The following is a 14,209-nucleotide window of genomic DNA, read 5'->3' on the forward strand; positions in this document are numbered from 1 at the left end:
CTTTTGCAGTTTATGACTCAATGCTTTTTTAAAAATCTGCTTGCTTTCTCTTACGGGTCATAAGCATTGATAGTATTCCGGTTCCGAGTAAAATAATCGCTGAAATATAGTAAGGGAAAAAGTGATTAATGTCAAACATCATCCCTGCCGCCAGCGGCCCTAAAATATTGCCAAAGCTTGTAAAGGTTGAATTCAAACCATTGATTGCTCCTTGCTGATCCCCTGCATGCTTTGAAAGATAAGTTGTTACTGCAGGTCTGAACAAATCAAAGGCAAGGAAAACAACAAAAGTTGATAAGGCAACAGTTATCCTATTTCCTGTAAAGGCGATAATAGCAATAAAGAGAGCACTTGCAAAGAAAGTCAAATGAATCAGATGCATTTCACCAATCTTTTCGACAATCCAATCAAAGAGGAAAAGTTGGAAGAAAAGAGCAAGAATACCACTGACAGTGATTATCAAAGCAATTTCACTCATTGTGAAACCGAAATTAATCGTTGCCATGATGCTATAAATCGACTCGAAAGCTTGTAATCCAAATGAGGAAATTAAAATAACAACGAAAAGCGATGTAAACATTGGATTTTTAAGAATATCCAGAAACGAAGATTGAGTTGCTTCGGGGTTAATATCCATCGTTTTCTCAGACTCTTTAAGCACAGTCATACTTAAGATAAAGCCCACAAATGCTAATAAGGCGGCCACATAAAAAGGTACCCGTATCCCGAATTTTGCTATAAATCCACCTACACCAGGACCAATAATAAATCCACCGCTAATTGCTGCTGAAACTTTCCCCATCGCCTTGGCACGCTCAGCTACTGTTGTCAAATCTGCAACATAGGCTGTCACGGAAGGCATAAGTAAGGCAGCTGCAATACCGCCTAATGCGCGTGAAATATAGAATACGGCTTTGACTTGTGCTAAGCCAAATAAAAGCTCCGAAAAGGAAAAGATAATCATCCCCAAGGCAATCAACTTTTTCCGTCCAACCTTGTCTGATAAGTAACCTGCAGCAGGTGATGCAATCAATTGAGCAATTGCAAAAATCGAAATCATCATCCCCATGGTTGTTCCTGAAAAATGCATTTGCTCTTTTAATGGTGGTAAAACAGGAATAACAAGGCCCACTCCTAAGAAGACCAGCAGTAGGTTGGAAATCGCTAGATTGATCATCCATTTTTTGTTTTTCATAAAGTTACACCCCCAATCATCCGATAAAAAGACAGATTCAAAAAATTGAAGCCGTCTTTTTAACTTATTTCATTTACTAATACTCATCTATTCTATCATATTATACAACAAAATAAAAAAGTATCGCATTTGTCATTCTGGTGTTTTGGCTAAAATGTCAGACTTTTACTTATGAGGAAAATACTTCTGGGAATAAATAACTTAAAACATCCATTGTAACGCGCCTCCCTTTCCCCTTAAGCGGGTATAAATGAAACAACATTGCTGGGTTAAAGTTCGCCTCAATGATGCTGTAATCAGATGCAGACTCATCTGTGAGCGACTCAATTAAAATATCGATTCCTGTAATATTCACTTGCAATACTCGGGCAGCTTGTTCAGCAATCGTTTTGTAAGCTTCGGGCATTTCATCAGTCATATCAATTGAATCACCACCAGTAGAGATATTTGAATTTTCTCGAAGATTTACTCTCACTCCTTTTTCAGGTATACTTTGCTCTGTATAGCCTTGCACCTCAAGCATTAGTTTTTCTGTTTCAGTGATTTGTATTTTTTCCAGAGGGTAGCGATGATCAATTCCTCGTAAAGGATTTTCATTTTTTGATTCTACCAGTTGCGCAATAGTCGATAAGCCATCACCGATAACATGTGCTGCATCTCGTCGAAGAACAGCTCTTGTTTTACCGTCAAGCACAAAGAAACGATATTCCGTTCCAGTCACAAATGTTTCAACAATAACTTCCTTATCTTCATGAAAAGCAATATCTAGCGCTTTTCTAAATTGTGCTTCCGTTGCTGGTTGCTTAAATATAGAAATGCCCAAGCCATAGTTTGTTGATTTTGGCTTAATGACGATAGCCTTGTCTTTAAAAAGCGGATAAGCTGCCAAGGCCGTTGAATGTTCCCTAAACTCATGTCCTTTAGGCGTTTTCAGATGTGCACGATCCAGTAACTTTTTCGTTACCACCTTATTTTCCATGATGGCATAGGCTACCATAGAGTCCTTGGAAGTCATATTTCCTTTTTCAACAATCTCTGTATGTGACTTGTATGTGAGAGAAACCATCTGATCTTGAGCGTCTAAGACTTCTACTTTTAGTCCTTTCTGAATCGCATCAAACAATAAGTTTTGAGTAGAGAGCTCTAAGTCAGTGAACCCTGCCAGCTGAAAGGGATGTTGATAGGTCTTCTTGCGATAATCCCTTGCTAATTCTAAGGCAAAATTTGCGTTTTCTTGATAAGCCAACTCCATTTGACCTGCTATTGTCATTTCTGGCTTTTCCAACATCTGAGCGAATTTGTCGATAATAATCTGATCTTCTTGTGAAAGATTGAGTGCTTGTGCAAAATGACGCATTTGTGAGAAAAACTGTTGTCCTTCTTCATAATAGCCTGTCTTTTCTAAGGGATGTTCCAAGGCAACGGTATCATTTATTTCATAACCCCGTCTCTGACTTACATCTGTACAATCTTCCTCGTCCATATAAATAAGATAAAGAACAAAGAGATGAATAAAACGGCTTGTATCCTCATCCATTGCTATACGGGCAAATGGATTCAGGTCAAAGTTCCGAAACTCTACATATTGAATTCCACTTTCCATAAGCTCTTCTGCACGTGTTCCACCACGTAAACGTACAGCAGAATAAAACTCTTTCATCTCTGACAATGAACCTGACTCAACGTAAGTCGACAGGTCATTATAGTACTTCTCCAAGCTCTGATAGCTGACAAAAATCTCCTGAGCATTGCGATAACCAAACTTTGAGTTTCTGATAGACCGCACAGGCTGATGAGGCACTTCTGCCTCATCGGTGAAAAATCCAAAATCTGCGCGTGGAGAAGCACCCAGACAATAAGTAATAATCCACATGTAACGCAAATATTGTCGAGCGAGTTTCATATATACTTCCGTCTTGAACTCTTGAAAGTCTCCGCTTCCCTGCTGCTCCCACATCGCTTGAAGCAGGACATCCGCAAATTCAAAATTATAATGGATACCAGATACCATCTGTTTACGTTTACTATACTTTGAGGCTAGGCCCTGACGATAAGCCACATCCTTTTCTTTTTCAAGCTCAGCCAATCTGATGTCATCTTCATTTTTTGGAAGTGCGGGAGGCATAGATTGCACCCAAAGTAGCTCCTCCTCTTCAAGAGAACGGATGATGACATCATGAAGGGCTTCCATGAATTGTAAGGCTTGCTTTGGATGACCAAAAACTGGAGTAATAGCTTCAATCTGTGTTTCTGAAAAATCAGTTTGAATATAGGGATGAAAGCTGCGTGCTCCTAAACACTTAGGATGAGACAAGGTACTCAGCTCTCCCGTTGAATCTATACGATGCCCTTCTCTTTCTAGGCCAAAATGTGCTTGAAAGAGATAAGGTCTTACTTTTGTACTTGATAATATTTTACGATAAGAAATAGCCATTTTTATTTCCATAGTTTCTATATTTTATTTTTAATATATTTATTAAAGTATTCATTGTTATTATACCATATTACTCCTCGTCACTGACCGAAATAAAATTGGTTTTTTATTTATTGTCCATTGTCTAGCGATACACTTTTCAGATAAATTTGTGTTGCTTGTGATTTAAATGCAGGTTTCAGCAGATTATTATTCTTTTCTCGTTCATTACTTACTTGGCCATACTTTAAATTCCTAAACATAAAAAGCTAATGAATTTCTAAATTTTGTTAAAATAAAAATAGACAGAAAGGAAGGATTTGTAGAAATCCATTAATATAAAAAATGAATAAAAAATTAGTTTTAGGTCTAGCCTTATTTTCTCTCACTTCTTTTGGGGTTTTGACCGCTTGCAGCAAAAAAGAAAACGTTAAGCCTGAGCCAAAAGAAATTATCGTGGCGACGAATGCGAACTCAAAGCCCAATACCTATATGGAAGGCAATAAATTGACAGGTTACGATATTGAGCTTGCACGTGCTGTTTTCAAAGAACTCCCTGAGTACAAATTGAAGTTTCAAGTGATTGATTTTAATTCCGTACTTTCTGGAATTGACAATGACCGTTTTCAAATGGCCGCAAATGCTCTTTCTTGGACACCTGAACGTGCAGAGAAATACAGTTATTCGCTTCCCTTATCCAAGTCCGCAACATCGGTAGCAGTTAAACCTGACTTGCACGTCAAATCATTGAGTGATTTAGCTGGTAAAACAACGGAAGTCTTGTCTGGTGTACAAGTCACAACGATGCTTGAAAACTGGAACAAGGAAAATCCAGAAAAAGCAATAAACTTAAAATATATGGATGCCAGCTATCCGTTAACTTCTTATGTTGCTGATGTTGACTCAGGCAAGAGTGATTTTGTGATTTACGACCAAATTTCACTCACACAAATTATCCAGCAACACGCTTATGATTTAAAAGTCGAGCCGATTGATTTAGGTGAGACAGATAAACATACGGGATTTAGCTATTTCATTTTTGGTAAGGAAAAAGAAGGCAGAGACCTTCAACAGAAAGTCGACAAAGCCTTGGTAAAACTTCAAGAGAATGGCACAATGAAAAAACTTTCTGAAAAATACCTCGGTGGCGATTTTACTCCTAGAGAGGAAGATATGAAAGATGAGAAAGATTAAAGACGCTACATATTGGGCAGAAAAAATACGTACTGGGCAAATCAGTGCTGCTGAATTACTTCAAAGTACTCAAAAAAAAGATTGAAGAAATCAATCCGAAATACAATGCCGTCGTTGCTTACGACTTGAATCAGGCTCAAACTGATTTATCAAAAACAGAAGACGGCTATTTCGCAGGCATTCCTTTTCCACTAAAGATGCTAGGTCAAGATCATGCAGGACTTCCGTCAACTTCGAGTTCCAAACTTTTTGAAGACAGTATGGCCCACTCAGACGACAACTTCGTCAAAGCTGCTCTTGACGCTGGCTTAACTCCCTTTGGACAAACAAATTCTCCTGAATTTGGCTTTAAAAATATTACGGATTCAGCTTTATATGGGGACACCCGTAATGTTTGGAATACAGCTTATTACTCTGGTGGCTCCTCTGGCGGTGCAGCTTCCGCTGTAGCTTCTGGCATCTTTCCCATGGCTGGCGCATCTGATGGCGGTGGGTCCATCCGTATCCCTGCTTCTTTTTCAGGACTTATTGGTTTGAAAATGACACGAGGACTTATGCCCCAAGGTCCAGGGAATTATCGAGGTTGGCAGGGGGCTGCAACCACAGGTGCTTTGACTGTTTCTGTGCGTGATACAGCCAGCTTTTTAGCAGAAATGCAACGTGTGCAAGAAGCCGACCCTTATCAAACTGAGTTACTGGATAAGGAAGCATTACATCATCTTACTGAACCCGAAAGGCCTTTAAATATTGCTTATTCCTTTGACTCTCCTGTCTCAGGAATATCAATTTCGGAGACCTCTAAGGCTGCACTTCAAAAAGCTGTCGACTTTCTAAAAAAACAAGGACACCAACTGATAGAGATTGCTTTTCCACTCAATGCCCGTCCTTTGATTCAAACTTACTATCAGATGAATGCTGCTGAAACATATGCCATGCTCAAACCATGGGAAATCGCTAATGACAGAAAGATAAACAACGGCGATGTAGAACCACTGACTTATGCTTTGTTAGAAGCCGGTCGCAATGCAGATGCTGCTTCTTATATTCAAGCTTTAAATCAGTGGGATAGCGCTTGTGCAACGTTTGATGAAGAAATTTTTAAAAATTTTGATTTCTTCTTAACACCGACAACAGCAAAAACAGCGCCCAAAATTGGCGAAGAGCTCATCCATCCTAACATTACGGAAAAAATGAAACACATGGAATTGTACGACTTCTCTGAACAAATCGCAACCATAGAGCAAGCATTTGAAAACTCCTTGGCTTTCACACCTTACAACTTCATCAGTAATCTCACAGGACAGCCCGCCCTATCCCTTCCAATTTACCTGGAAACAGCCACACATCTGCCGCAAGGTGTCCAAGTCTGGGGCAAGAAAAACTCCGAGATACTGATGCTAAGATTGGCTTTACAGTTTGAAAATAATGACCAGTTTATATTGCCTGAGTTTTATCGTAATTGATGACTGACAGGTATTTCATCAAACGCGAATACTGTATGAAGCAAGCTTCAACTTGTTTATCAATCTGATTGACCAATATATTTCAGGATTTTTTGATCAATAGTAAGCAGTCTAAAATCATCGACAAAGCACTCTTACAGCCTGTCAAAACTTCAAGTCAATTGCTTTCTTTAAACGTCTATCAGAAAAACGAAAATACTCTTTGCTTCTATCAAAAAGGAGGTTTTAAACTTGCAGCAGCAAGTCTTAATAGAGATAATAATGAGAAAGAGTTTTTGATGATTTGCGAAAACTAAAAAAATAGAAATGCTGGTATTGCAGCATTTCTATTTTTTATATTCATTTTTTTATAACTTTTAGTTCTTATTAACATAGTTTTCAATTTGTTTATCTGGAACAATCCAAGGAATCATACTTAAAATTGTCGCGATGAGTGCTATCTGAGCTACTGGAAGTAATATCGTTAGCACAATACCAACCAACAGAATCAAGATTGAAAAGGCTCCTTTCCAAACCCAACGCATTTCTTTCAATCTATAGTTTCTTGATCTAAAAATCTCATAGCTCAAGATATTGAAAATAATATCAATAAATAAGTTATTTACCGCATAAACAATCTCCGGTGTTTTTGATCCTGAAAACTCAGACAACCAATTTGTTGTGAAAGGGATGAAACTCATGAAAAATAAGAGCACGACGTTCCACCACAATATTCTTCCCGAAACTTGCTCTGCCAAATGAAAAAGATGGTGGTGATTGTTCCAATAAATAGCTAAAATATAAAAACTTGCAAAATAGGTCAAGAAAATAAAACCCATATCAAATAAATCCGACCAATTTGGCCCTTTCGGAATGCTCAAGTTTAATACCATCACGGTGATTAAAATTGCAACAATACCATCTGTAAATGCGGATAGACGTCCACTTGTCATTTTTTCTCTCCTTTACCTTTACCATTAAGATTACTTGTTTAATTCAAAATAAAGTGTAGCTACATTGCCTTGAAATTCACGTGATTTCCCCTCAATCTCAAGTTCCAGTACCTTGGCTGAATCCTCTAAGACTGGAATTTCACGATTTTGGAGTAAAATAAATTCTTCTGCACTGGCAAATTCTTTACTTTCTTGACGACCGTTAAGATGTTGAACTTTAATTTTCATGATCTTGTTCTTTCTTTTTCTCAAAATGAACGCCTTGCTTGTGATAGTAACGCAGAAGTTCTTGACGTCTTTCTTCATATCTCGGTGGGAGGGCAAAGCCACTTCCCAAATCTTGGATGGATTCATCCAGTGTAAATCCAGGCGTCAAGGTTGCAAACTCAATTCTTACCCCGCCTGGTTCTCTTAAATAGACTGACTGAAAATAGCCTCGGTCTGCATATAACTCTCTTTCATAACCAAAGGTTAGAGCTTTTTCCCAAATTTCATCCAAGTCTTTACTGGATGCTACAGCAAAAGCCAAATGATCGATTGAACCTCTCCCCCAGACTCGTGAAGGGGCTTTAGCTTGGGAAGCTAATAGCTGTATTCCCGTTTCACTCCCGACCATCTGTTGGAAAAATAACCGCGTAGCTTCTAAGTTTGAACTGTAGAGACGACTTCCCCACAGTCCAGTGATTTGATATGCAGCAGGAACATCTGACAATGCATTTATTCGTCCCTCTCTATTTGGCTCACCTTCCTCAATAAATTCAAGTAAAACATCATCAAAATCTTTTACTTCAAGTGAATAATCTCCACGCTGATAATCTAGCCCAAATTTTTTAAAGCGGGAAGTCCAAAAGTCCATAGCTCCCTTTGGAATCTTGAATTGAATGCCCGACAGATAACTTGTTCCCTCTTCTCGTTCCAAGTCAAATCGTCGGTCCGGAAAGAAAGTAACAACCGTTCCTGGTGTACCTCTGAAATCTCCATAATAAACATGGCGCATATAGATATTTCCTTGATTGATTGAATTTTTCACCAAGCGCAAGCCTAAAATATCAACATAAAAATGAAAATTTCGTTCAAAATCAGCTGTAAGTAATGATATATGGTGCAGTTTCATCTATCTTTCTCCTTTTATGTTTACAATTGTAAACATAATTTCCTAATCTGTCAAGAACGAATACTGAAAAGCTTATTTTTTAGCAAAATATCTTTTCTCATGGGAGTCTCGTTGCCCTAAAAGACACCTGCAGCCTTTTCTTTTACTTCACTTTGCTGTGTAAAAATCATTTCTCCTCTTTTTCATAAAAATGTAGCTAAGCTAGGGACAAAGGGAGGAGTTTTTCTCACCTTTATTCCTTCTAGCTGTTTCTCCATCATCCATGATAGCACATTTTTCAAAATAAGATAATTCCCAAGTTATTTCATCAATTTTATTAGGGACATTGGGGAATTTCAACAGGTTATTGTGCAGGCCAAATTCTTTCACTTTAAGAAATGTTTCTGTATTTCAAAATCAACATAGGAGACTAGCCCAGAGCAGGCTATTTATCTCAAATACTATTATAGTTTTTTCTTAAAAATGCACCCTTTTCTAAGGTATAAAATCCCATGAATAATATAAAGAGGAGTTTGCATAAATATAACAATCATGATATAAGTGACATAGATTAGACACATTTTTCAGAGTTAAAGGGTAAAAACTAACCTTTTGGACTTACATAATATAAAAAACAAAAGAAGGGAGCTAAATATTATTCATCATCAAAGAGTGGTAGGAAATCGAAGAATTTATAAGGAGGAAGTAAAGAATTGAATGCTATTAGTAAGATAATTGTAGGAGGAGTAATTTTTGTATCTGGGAATACAAATCCTACCATAGTATCAGCCTCAGCTGTTGAAATTCCAAAGTTAGATGCTGATAAAACTGGTACTGAAAAACCAAAGCCAACTGACACAATTATCGAATTATCAAGTGGTATTCGCGTACACGGAGAAATTACAATATATGACATGGTTAATCCTGATAAACCTATTTTATCTATAAACACTGATCATAATTCCAAAGCAAAAATACTGGAAGAAATTGAGGCGGGTGCTGAATTAGACCCCATTCAAGTACCAGACTCAAAATTCATTTCACAGTTTGATATTCTGTCCCTTAAAACAGGGGATGGAAATATCCCCCCAACTCAACTTATGAGGCTAGGGTCTGGTGCATATGTACGAGGACATTGGACAACTGGTAATTATTGGCATTATGCACCATATGGTTATGCTCCGATTTCTGGAAAAGCCTTACACTTTTGGGCTTGGTCTGATAGCTTTTTAGCTGGAGATTCTGAAGACTGGAGGAATACTTATAATACTGGCGTGGGACATGGAGTATACGTCCATTCTATCTATGAAGGTAGCTACCCTGATATTTGGGTACAAGCTGGGGTAGGTCAGGTTCTATCTTGCTGGTCTTGGGGACCAAAATCAGGATCAAACTATGAAATTTCAAATTATTAAAATAAGGAGTACTTATGAAGCTAAAAATAATGGGCCTCATCGCATTTATCGTCCTTGCTTCCGTAATAGCTTACACTGTAGTAAACAACACTAAAACTGATAGTAAGTTAGTAAAAGCTAGAAATAACATGCACTCGGAAGTTAAAAAAATGCCAGCCAAAGCTGAACTTGAAAAGAAAAATTTGGCTATTCAAGTGGCATTGGAAGATTTTAAAAGCTTAAATGAATTCAATGAGAGATTTTCTCCGGTTAAAAGCAACGCCGAAACTTATACACCAGATGAACACTTTATGATTCCAGATACTACTCAGGTAGGAAAGAGTGCTGGAAAAGAGCGACAATGGTTAGGATATGTCTCTAAAGATAAAGCACAAAACAGTGAAATAAAAGATATAAATACTGGAAAAGTGGAGGCTGTTCTCCGAGTAGAAGATGGAGCGACAACTGGAGAAATCCGTACGGCACTTGCAACACGTGATACAACTCAAAATTAATAAAGATACAAAAAAGGACACATTCACAGAAGGTGGCCTTTTAAGTGCGGATGAAAATCTATTGCTTTTTTTATACAAGAAAAGTCATAGGAATTCGATAAAATAGAGTTGCGACACAATTATTTTATAAGGAAAATCTATGATTTATTCTGAGTCTATCACACTTTTGCTGGACTCAAAGCCTCAGAATTAGTTTTCCCGCAAGAAAAATATTTCCGTCTAGGTTTTACAAAGCTGACAGGTGAACATGAAGCACAAATCTTTTCGGCTAGCTATCGACCAAAGCAGACGGTTTGCCCTGCTTGTGGCATCATTTCTGAAATTCGTAAAGTCCGTGATTACAGGATTTCTGAGGTTCTCATGACACCCCGCGGACACAGACCTAGAGTTCTGGAATTGAAGAAGTCCAAGTACGATTGCGCGGTTTGTGGGGACACAGTTATCCTAAGCCCTTATTTCGTTGCACCTAGGGCTAATATCTCCTCAGTAGTTAAGGCTGCTATTGGTCGTGGGATTCTTTCACCTTACTCCAATGGCCCACTAGAAGGCTCAACAATCTCTGTAAACTCATCAAGCATAGTGTCTTTGGCTTTGGGCGATTTGACCACCTCATAAAACGGATTTTACTCCAACAAATACTTATCAAAGGCAACTAAAAAAGCTGTCCTAGGACAACTTTTTACACACTGCTGTAACTCATTTTTTAGCGATTAGCACCGCAGAGTTGACAGAACCCAACAAAAATCCTGCCAAAAAATCTTTGGCAGGATTTCTGGCAGGAAACCTCATTGATTTTCCTAATTTTTAAAATCGCTCAGCGCAACCAAAGCTAGGTAAATCGGGATTCCCCATTTAAATAAGCATGTATTTCTTATTTAAGTGTGATTGAAGCACCAGCTTCTTCCAATTTAGCTTTGATTTCTTCAGCTTCTGCAGCTGCAACGCCTTCTTTGATCATTGTTGGTGCACCATCAACGAGTTCTTTAGCTTCTTTCAAGCCAAGACCAGTGATTTCACGAACAGCTTTGATTGTAGCAACTTTCTTGTCGCCAGCTGCTGTCAATTCAACGTCAAATGAATCCTTAGCTGCTGCAGTTTCACCGCCAGCTGCTGCTACTGCTACAGGAGCAGCTGCAGTTACGTCAAATTTTTCTTCGATTGCTTTAACGAGCTCAGAGAGTTCGAGGATTGTTGCTGTTTCAAGTTCAGCAACGATGTTTTCAATGTTCAATGCCATTTTGATTCTCCTAGTAAATTTTAGTTTGTTGCGTAAATCCGCCGATATAAAAGGTGCTTACTGTCATTCCTGATGGAATTAAGCAGCTGATTCTTCTTTTTCTGCAACAGCCTTGACTGCGAGAGCCACGTTGCGGACAGGTGCTTGAAGCACTGAAAGAAGCATAGAAAGAAGACCGTCGCGGTTTGGAAGAGATGCAATAGCTGCAATTTCTTCTTTGCTTGAAACTTTTCCTTCAATGACACCAGCTTTGATTTCAAGTTTGTCTGCTGTTTTAGCAAACTCGCTCAAAATTTTAGCAGGCGCAATAGCATCTTCGTTTGAGATAGCTACTACTGATGGGCCAACAAAACTGTCGTTCAAAGCTTCAAGTCCAGCTTTTTCAGCTGCACGACGCAAGATTGAGTTTTTAACAACTTTGAATTCCACACCAGCTTCACGCAACTCTTTACGAAGTTGAGTGTCTTGTTCTACAGTTAAACCACGTGAGCTTGCAACAACGATAGATGTCGCAGCTTCAAATTTTTCCGCAAAGACGTTAACCAACTCAGCTTTCTTAGCAATAGTTGCTTCGTTTACTTTGTAATCGCTCATTTTTTACCTCCATTTTATTTTGTTCGTAAGAATTTTTACAAATAAAAATCCCCACGACCAAAAGACATAGAGAGTTCAATCATTGTTTAAAATGTTTGTCCTCGGTTGGATGCTTATGACTTATGTCCCCAACTGTCTTCGGTCAGTCCTTTTCAGAACTTATACTAGTATATCAGATGTTAAAAAGAAATGCAAGAAGAAAATAAAAAATAATCATTCACCACGTCATGATTATTTTCTCCTCATCAATAGACCATTTTTTTATTTTTAAGCGTTAATAAATTTGATTGCTTTTGAACCGCGTAACGCCCAGTACAGTAAAGCAAAGCTCCCTGCAAAAATCAACCCCTCTAGGATGTTAAAGACAATAACAGCACCAATATAGGCTGAAACACCCCCAGGAAACATCGTTGCGATATCAAAATTAGCAAACATTGAGTAAAGGGGTATTGCATAAACATAGTTAAGTATTACCATCACCGCAGTTAAGGCCAAAGTCCCCAGAATGGTTGCCATAATATAGCCCCGTAAACTAAATCTGTGACGGAGGAAAAACCAAAGTACCAGCACAAATACTGTGACAGCCACGATATTCATCGGAAGACCAATATAGGTATTTACGCCGTCACTATTTAACAAGAGCCATAAAAATGAACGAATGATAAGAATAGCAAAAGCGCTACTCAATCCAAGCATAAACAGCCCAATCAAAATAGGCAAGATTGTAAAATCAATTTTTAAAAAACTTGCACTCGGAACCAAGGAAAATTGGAACATTGGGTAGGACAGTACAAATGAAATTGCACTAAGCATTGCGATAAATGTGAGTCGACGTGTTTTTGAATTTGACACGAAAAAACCTCCAAAATAGAAAATAATATTTCTTCATTTTGAAGGGAGCATTTGAATATTGGCGAAAACTGACACAGCTCCAAAAGAACTGGTCCTATCTCTTATTCTTCTCCCATCCAGACTTTACTGTCGGTTGTGGAATTACACCACATCAAGCTTTTCAGCTTCGCGGACTTTAACCGCCGGTCCCGAATTTCACGGTGCCCTGAAGATAAGTTTATTATATCACAAAAAAATTTTTTTAGGTTAAAATAAGTTTTTAAGTCAAACTTTGAAACATGAAAAGTTCTTGGAGGTTTTTCTCAATGCTGTGCCGCTGACAGTGGCAACGCTTAAAACCCTACTTCTACCAATTGATGTTTAAGTTTTTATGTGAGTTTTAGATAGAACTTTTGTCACTTTTTCAAAGGTCGTTTCAAGTATTTTAGTTTTCTTCTCCTTTTGCATATCCATCTTTAAGACTTTTAAGAGCTTCAGAGATTGGGATATTTCCCATGACAAATTCAAATTCTTTTCTAATACTAGAGTCATTTCTTAAGGTTTCAAGAATCACTTTAGCTACATCTTCACGAGAGATATTTCCTATCTCTACATGTCTTCCTAGATTAATCTTACCTGTACTTGCTTGATCTGTGAGTATTCCTGGATGAATAATGGTCCAGTCCAAGTCTGTCCGTGTTTTTAGCCACTCATCAGCATAATTTTTAGCAATAGTATAAATTTTCAATGGCGAGTCTTCCTTAATTTGACGACTTATTTCTTCTCGCCCCGCGCGGAAAGTGCTCACCATAATGAAGCGTTTAACAGCCGCTTTTTCTGCTGCAGTCATAACCTTAACTGCCCCATCTAGATCAATCATGATTGTCTTATCTAGACCAGAACCACCAGCACCGGCACTAAAAACTACTGCATCAACGTCGGACATCGCTGCTGCGAATTCTTCAATCGAATTATGGACGATATCCAAGATAACTGTTTCAATCCCAAGTTGCTTGAAAAAGCCTTGCTGTTCTTCTTTACGAATAACAGCTTTTTCTTGAATTTCAGGATAATCTTTTAAGTTTTCTGCTAAATGTTTGGCAACTTTTCCATTTGCACCAACTACAAGTACTTTCATAATATTCCCTACTTTCTAAAATAAATCAATTTTATATCTTCACCAACATTCTACATCATCCTTTGCGGAGTTTCAAAAATAATGGCTCTGTCAACTCTGCGGTGGTACTCGCTAAAAAATGAGTTACAGCAGTGTGTGAAAAGTTGTCTTAGGACAGCTTTTTTAGTTGCGTTTGACAAGGATTTGTTGGAGCAAAATCCGTTTTCTAAG

General features: G+C 38.1%; 14 protein-coding genes, 1 pseudogene, 1 riboswitch and 1 other annotated feature. Of the genes and pseudogenes, 5 read left to right on the plus strand and 10 right to left on the minus strand.

The annotated features are described in order from the left end of the window. Window positions 1-28: 28 nt before the first annotated feature. Both ACGHCK_RS08980 and gshAB read right to left on the minus strand, forming a co-directional pair. Window positions 29-1,195 carry an MFS transporter gene (locus ACGHCK_RS08980; RefSeq protein WP_251420786.1) on the minus strand — a complete coding sequence of 389 codons (1,167 nt, stop codon included), beginning with the start codon at window positions 1,193-1,195 and terminating at the stop codon, window positions 29-31. 169 nt (window positions 1,196-1,364) lie between these two features. Next, window positions 1,365-3,629, minus strand: a complete 2,265-nt coding sequence (gene gshAB, locus ACGHCK_RS08985; protein WP_271328131.1) for a bifunctional glutamate--cysteine ligase GshA/glutathione synthetase GshB — start codon at window positions 3,627-3,629, stop codon at window positions 1,365-1,367. 324 nt (window positions 3,630-3,953) lie between these two features. On the opposite strand from gshAB, the gene ACGHCK_RS08990 reads away from it, so the two are divergent. Together ACGHCK_RS08990 and ACGHCK_RS08995 are read left to right on the plus strand one after the other, a co-directional pair. Beyond that, window positions 3,954-4,802, plus strand: a complete 849-nt coding sequence (locus ACGHCK_RS08990; RefSeq protein ID WP_251420784.1) for a transporter substrate-binding domain-containing protein — start codon at window positions 3,954-3,956, stop codon at window positions 4,800-4,802. Continuing rightward, a pseudogene (locus tag ACGHCK_RS08995) lies at window positions 4,789-6,265 on the plus strand (amidase family protein). The gene ACGHCK_RS08990 and the pseudogene ACGHCK_RS08995 overlap by 14 nt, the downstream one beginning before the upstream one ends. A 356-nt stretch (window positions 6,266-6,621) precedes the next feature. Here ACGHCK_RS08995 and ACGHCK_RS09000 read toward each other — a convergent pair. The 4 genes from ACGHCK_RS09000 to ACGHCK_RS09015 all read right to left on the minus strand — a co-directional run bounded on the left by ACGHCK_RS09000 (window position 6,622) and on the right by ACGHCK_RS09015 (window position 8,680). Next, a complete protein-coding gene (locus ACGHCK_RS09000; RefSeq protein WP_202230627.1) occupies window positions 6,622-7,197 on the minus strand; it encodes a TMEM175 family protein in 576 nt (191 codons plus the stop codon). A 30-nt stretch (window positions 7,198-7,227) separates the two neighbouring features. Next, on the minus strand, window positions 7,228-7,425 hold the full coding sequence (locus tag ACGHCK_RS09005) for a hypothetical protein (protein ID WP_202230626.1): 198 nt from the start codon (window positions 7,423-7,425) through the stop codon (window positions 7,228-7,230). Further along, complete coding sequence (locus tag ACGHCK_RS09010) at window positions 7,415-8,311, minus strand: VOC family protein (RefSeq protein WP_202230625.1); 897 nt, start codon at window positions 8,309-8,311, stop codon at window positions 7,415-7,417. Before ACGHCK_RS09010 ends, ACGHCK_RS09005 begins: the two co-directional genes overlap by 11 nt. 201 nt (window positions 8,312-8,512) lie before the next feature. Further along, window positions 8,513-8,680: a hypothetical protein gene (locus tag ACGHCK_RS09015; protein ID WP_251420780.1), complete on the minus strand. Its 168-nt coding sequence runs from the start codon at window positions 8,678-8,680 to the stop codon at window positions 8,513-8,515. A gap of 323 nt (window positions 8,681-9,003) precedes the next feature. Here ACGHCK_RS09015 and ACGHCK_RS09020 point away from each other — a divergent pair, with 323 nt between their 5' ends. The 3 genes from ACGHCK_RS09020 to ACGHCK_RS09030 all read left to right on the plus strand — a co-directional run bounded on the left by ACGHCK_RS09020 (window position 9,004) and on the right by ACGHCK_RS09030 (window position 10,814). Further along, window positions 9,004-9,705, plus strand: coding sequence for a hypothetical protein (locus ACGHCK_RS09020; protein WP_251420778.1), 702 nt, complete (start codon window positions 9,004-9,006; stop codon window positions 9,703-9,705). 14 nt (window positions 9,706-9,719) lie between these two features. Continuing rightward, on the plus strand, window positions 9,720-10,199 hold the full coding sequence (locus ACGHCK_RS09025) for a hypothetical protein (protein WP_251420776.1): 480 nt from the start codon (window positions 9,720-9,722) through the stop codon (window positions 10,197-10,199). A gap of 360 nt (window positions 10,200-10,559) precedes the next feature. Continuing rightward, complete coding sequence (locus ACGHCK_RS09030) at window positions 10,560-10,814, plus strand: hypothetical protein (protein ID WP_271328130.1); 255 nt, start codon at window positions 10,560-10,562, stop codon at window positions 10,812-10,814. A gap of 256 nt (window positions 10,815-11,070) precedes the next feature. Here ACGHCK_RS09030 and rplL read toward each other — a convergent pair whose 3' ends face one another. The 4 genes from rplL to ACGHCK_RS09050 all read right to left on the minus strand — a co-directional run bounded on the left by rplL (window position 11,071) and on the right by ACGHCK_RS09050 (window position 13,999). Then, window positions 11,071-11,436 (minus strand): 50S ribosomal protein L7/L12, encoded by a 366-nt coding sequence (gene rplL, locus ACGHCK_RS09035; protein WP_202230621.1) that lies wholly within the window; start codon window positions 11,434-11,436, stop codon window positions 11,071-11,073. A gap of 78 nt (window positions 11,437-11,514) precedes the next feature. Beyond that, entirely contained in the window at window positions 11,515-12,030 is a 516-nt protein-coding gene (gene rplJ, locus ACGHCK_RS09040; RefSeq protein ID WP_202230620.1) for a 50S ribosomal protein L10, read from the minus strand. Between the two features lie 33 nt (window positions 12,031-12,063). Continuing rightward, window positions 12,064-12,190, minus strand: a sequence feature (ribosomal protein L10 leader region). A gap of 107 nt (window positions 12,191-12,297) precedes the next feature. Further along, window positions 12,298-12,882: an ECF transporter S component gene (locus tag ACGHCK_RS09045; RefSeq protein ID WP_251420774.1), complete on the minus strand. Its 585-nt coding sequence runs from the start codon at window positions 12,880-12,882 to the stop codon at window positions 12,298-12,300. A 100-nt stretch (window positions 12,883-12,982) separates the two neighbouring features. Then, window positions 12,983-13,099: riboswitch (FMN riboswitch) on the minus strand. A gap of 207 nt (window positions 13,100-13,306) precedes the next feature. Continuing rightward, window positions 13,307-13,999 (minus strand): SDR family oxidoreductase, encoded by a 693-nt coding sequence (locus ACGHCK_RS09050; protein ID WP_251420773.1) that lies wholly within the window; start codon window positions 13,997-13,999, stop codon window positions 13,307-13,309. Window positions 14,000-14,209 lie beyond the last annotated feature (210 nt).

It is taken from the genome of Lactococcus muris (genome assembly GCF_042849115.1).
GTDB lineage: Bacteria > Bacillota > Bacilli > Lactobacillales > Streptococcaceae > Lactococcus > Lactococcus muris.

Coding starts and splice junctions, on each gene's coding strand:
- ACGHCK_RS09000 (WP_202230627.1), bottom strand. CDS start 7,197: ATGACAAGTGGACGTCTATCCGCATTTACAGATGGTATTGTTGCAATT.
- rplJ (WP_202230620.1), bottom strand. CDS start 12,030: ATGAGCGATTACAAAGTAAACGAAGCAACTATTGCTAAGAAAGCTGAG.
- ACGHCK_RS09005 (WP_202230626.1), bottom strand. CDS start 7,425: ATGAAAATTAAAGTTCAACATCTTAACGGTCGTCAAGAAAGTAAAGAA.
- ACGHCK_RS09050 (WP_251420773.1), bottom strand. CDS start 13,999: ATGAAAGTACTTGTAGTTGGTGCAAATGGAAAAGTTGCCAAACATTTA.
- ACGHCK_RS09030 (WP_271328130.1), top strand. CDS start 10,560: ATGACACCCCGCGGACACAGACCTAGAGTTCTGGAATTGAAGAAGTCC.
- rplL (WP_202230621.1), bottom strand. CDS start 11,436: ATGGCATTGAACATTGAAAACATCGTTGCTGAACTTGAAACAGCAACA.
- ACGHCK_RS09025 (WP_251420776.1), top strand. CDS start 9,720: ATGAAGCTAAAAATAATGGGCCTCATCGCATTTATCGTCCTTGCTTCC.
- ACGHCK_RS08980 (WP_251420786.1), bottom strand. CDS start 1,195: ATGAAAAACAAAAAATGGATGATCAATCTAGCGATTTCCAACCTACTG.
- gshAB (WP_271328131.1), bottom strand. CDS start 3,629: ATGGCTATTTCTTATCGTAAAATATTATCAAGTACAAAAGTAAGACCT.
- ACGHCK_RS08990 (WP_251420784.1), top strand. CDS start 3,954: ATGAATAAAAAATTAGTTTTAGGTCTAGCCTTATTTTCTCTCACTTCT.
- ACGHCK_RS09010 (WP_202230625.1), bottom strand. CDS start 8,311: ATGAAACTGCACCATATATCATTACTTACAGCTGATTTTGAACGAAAT.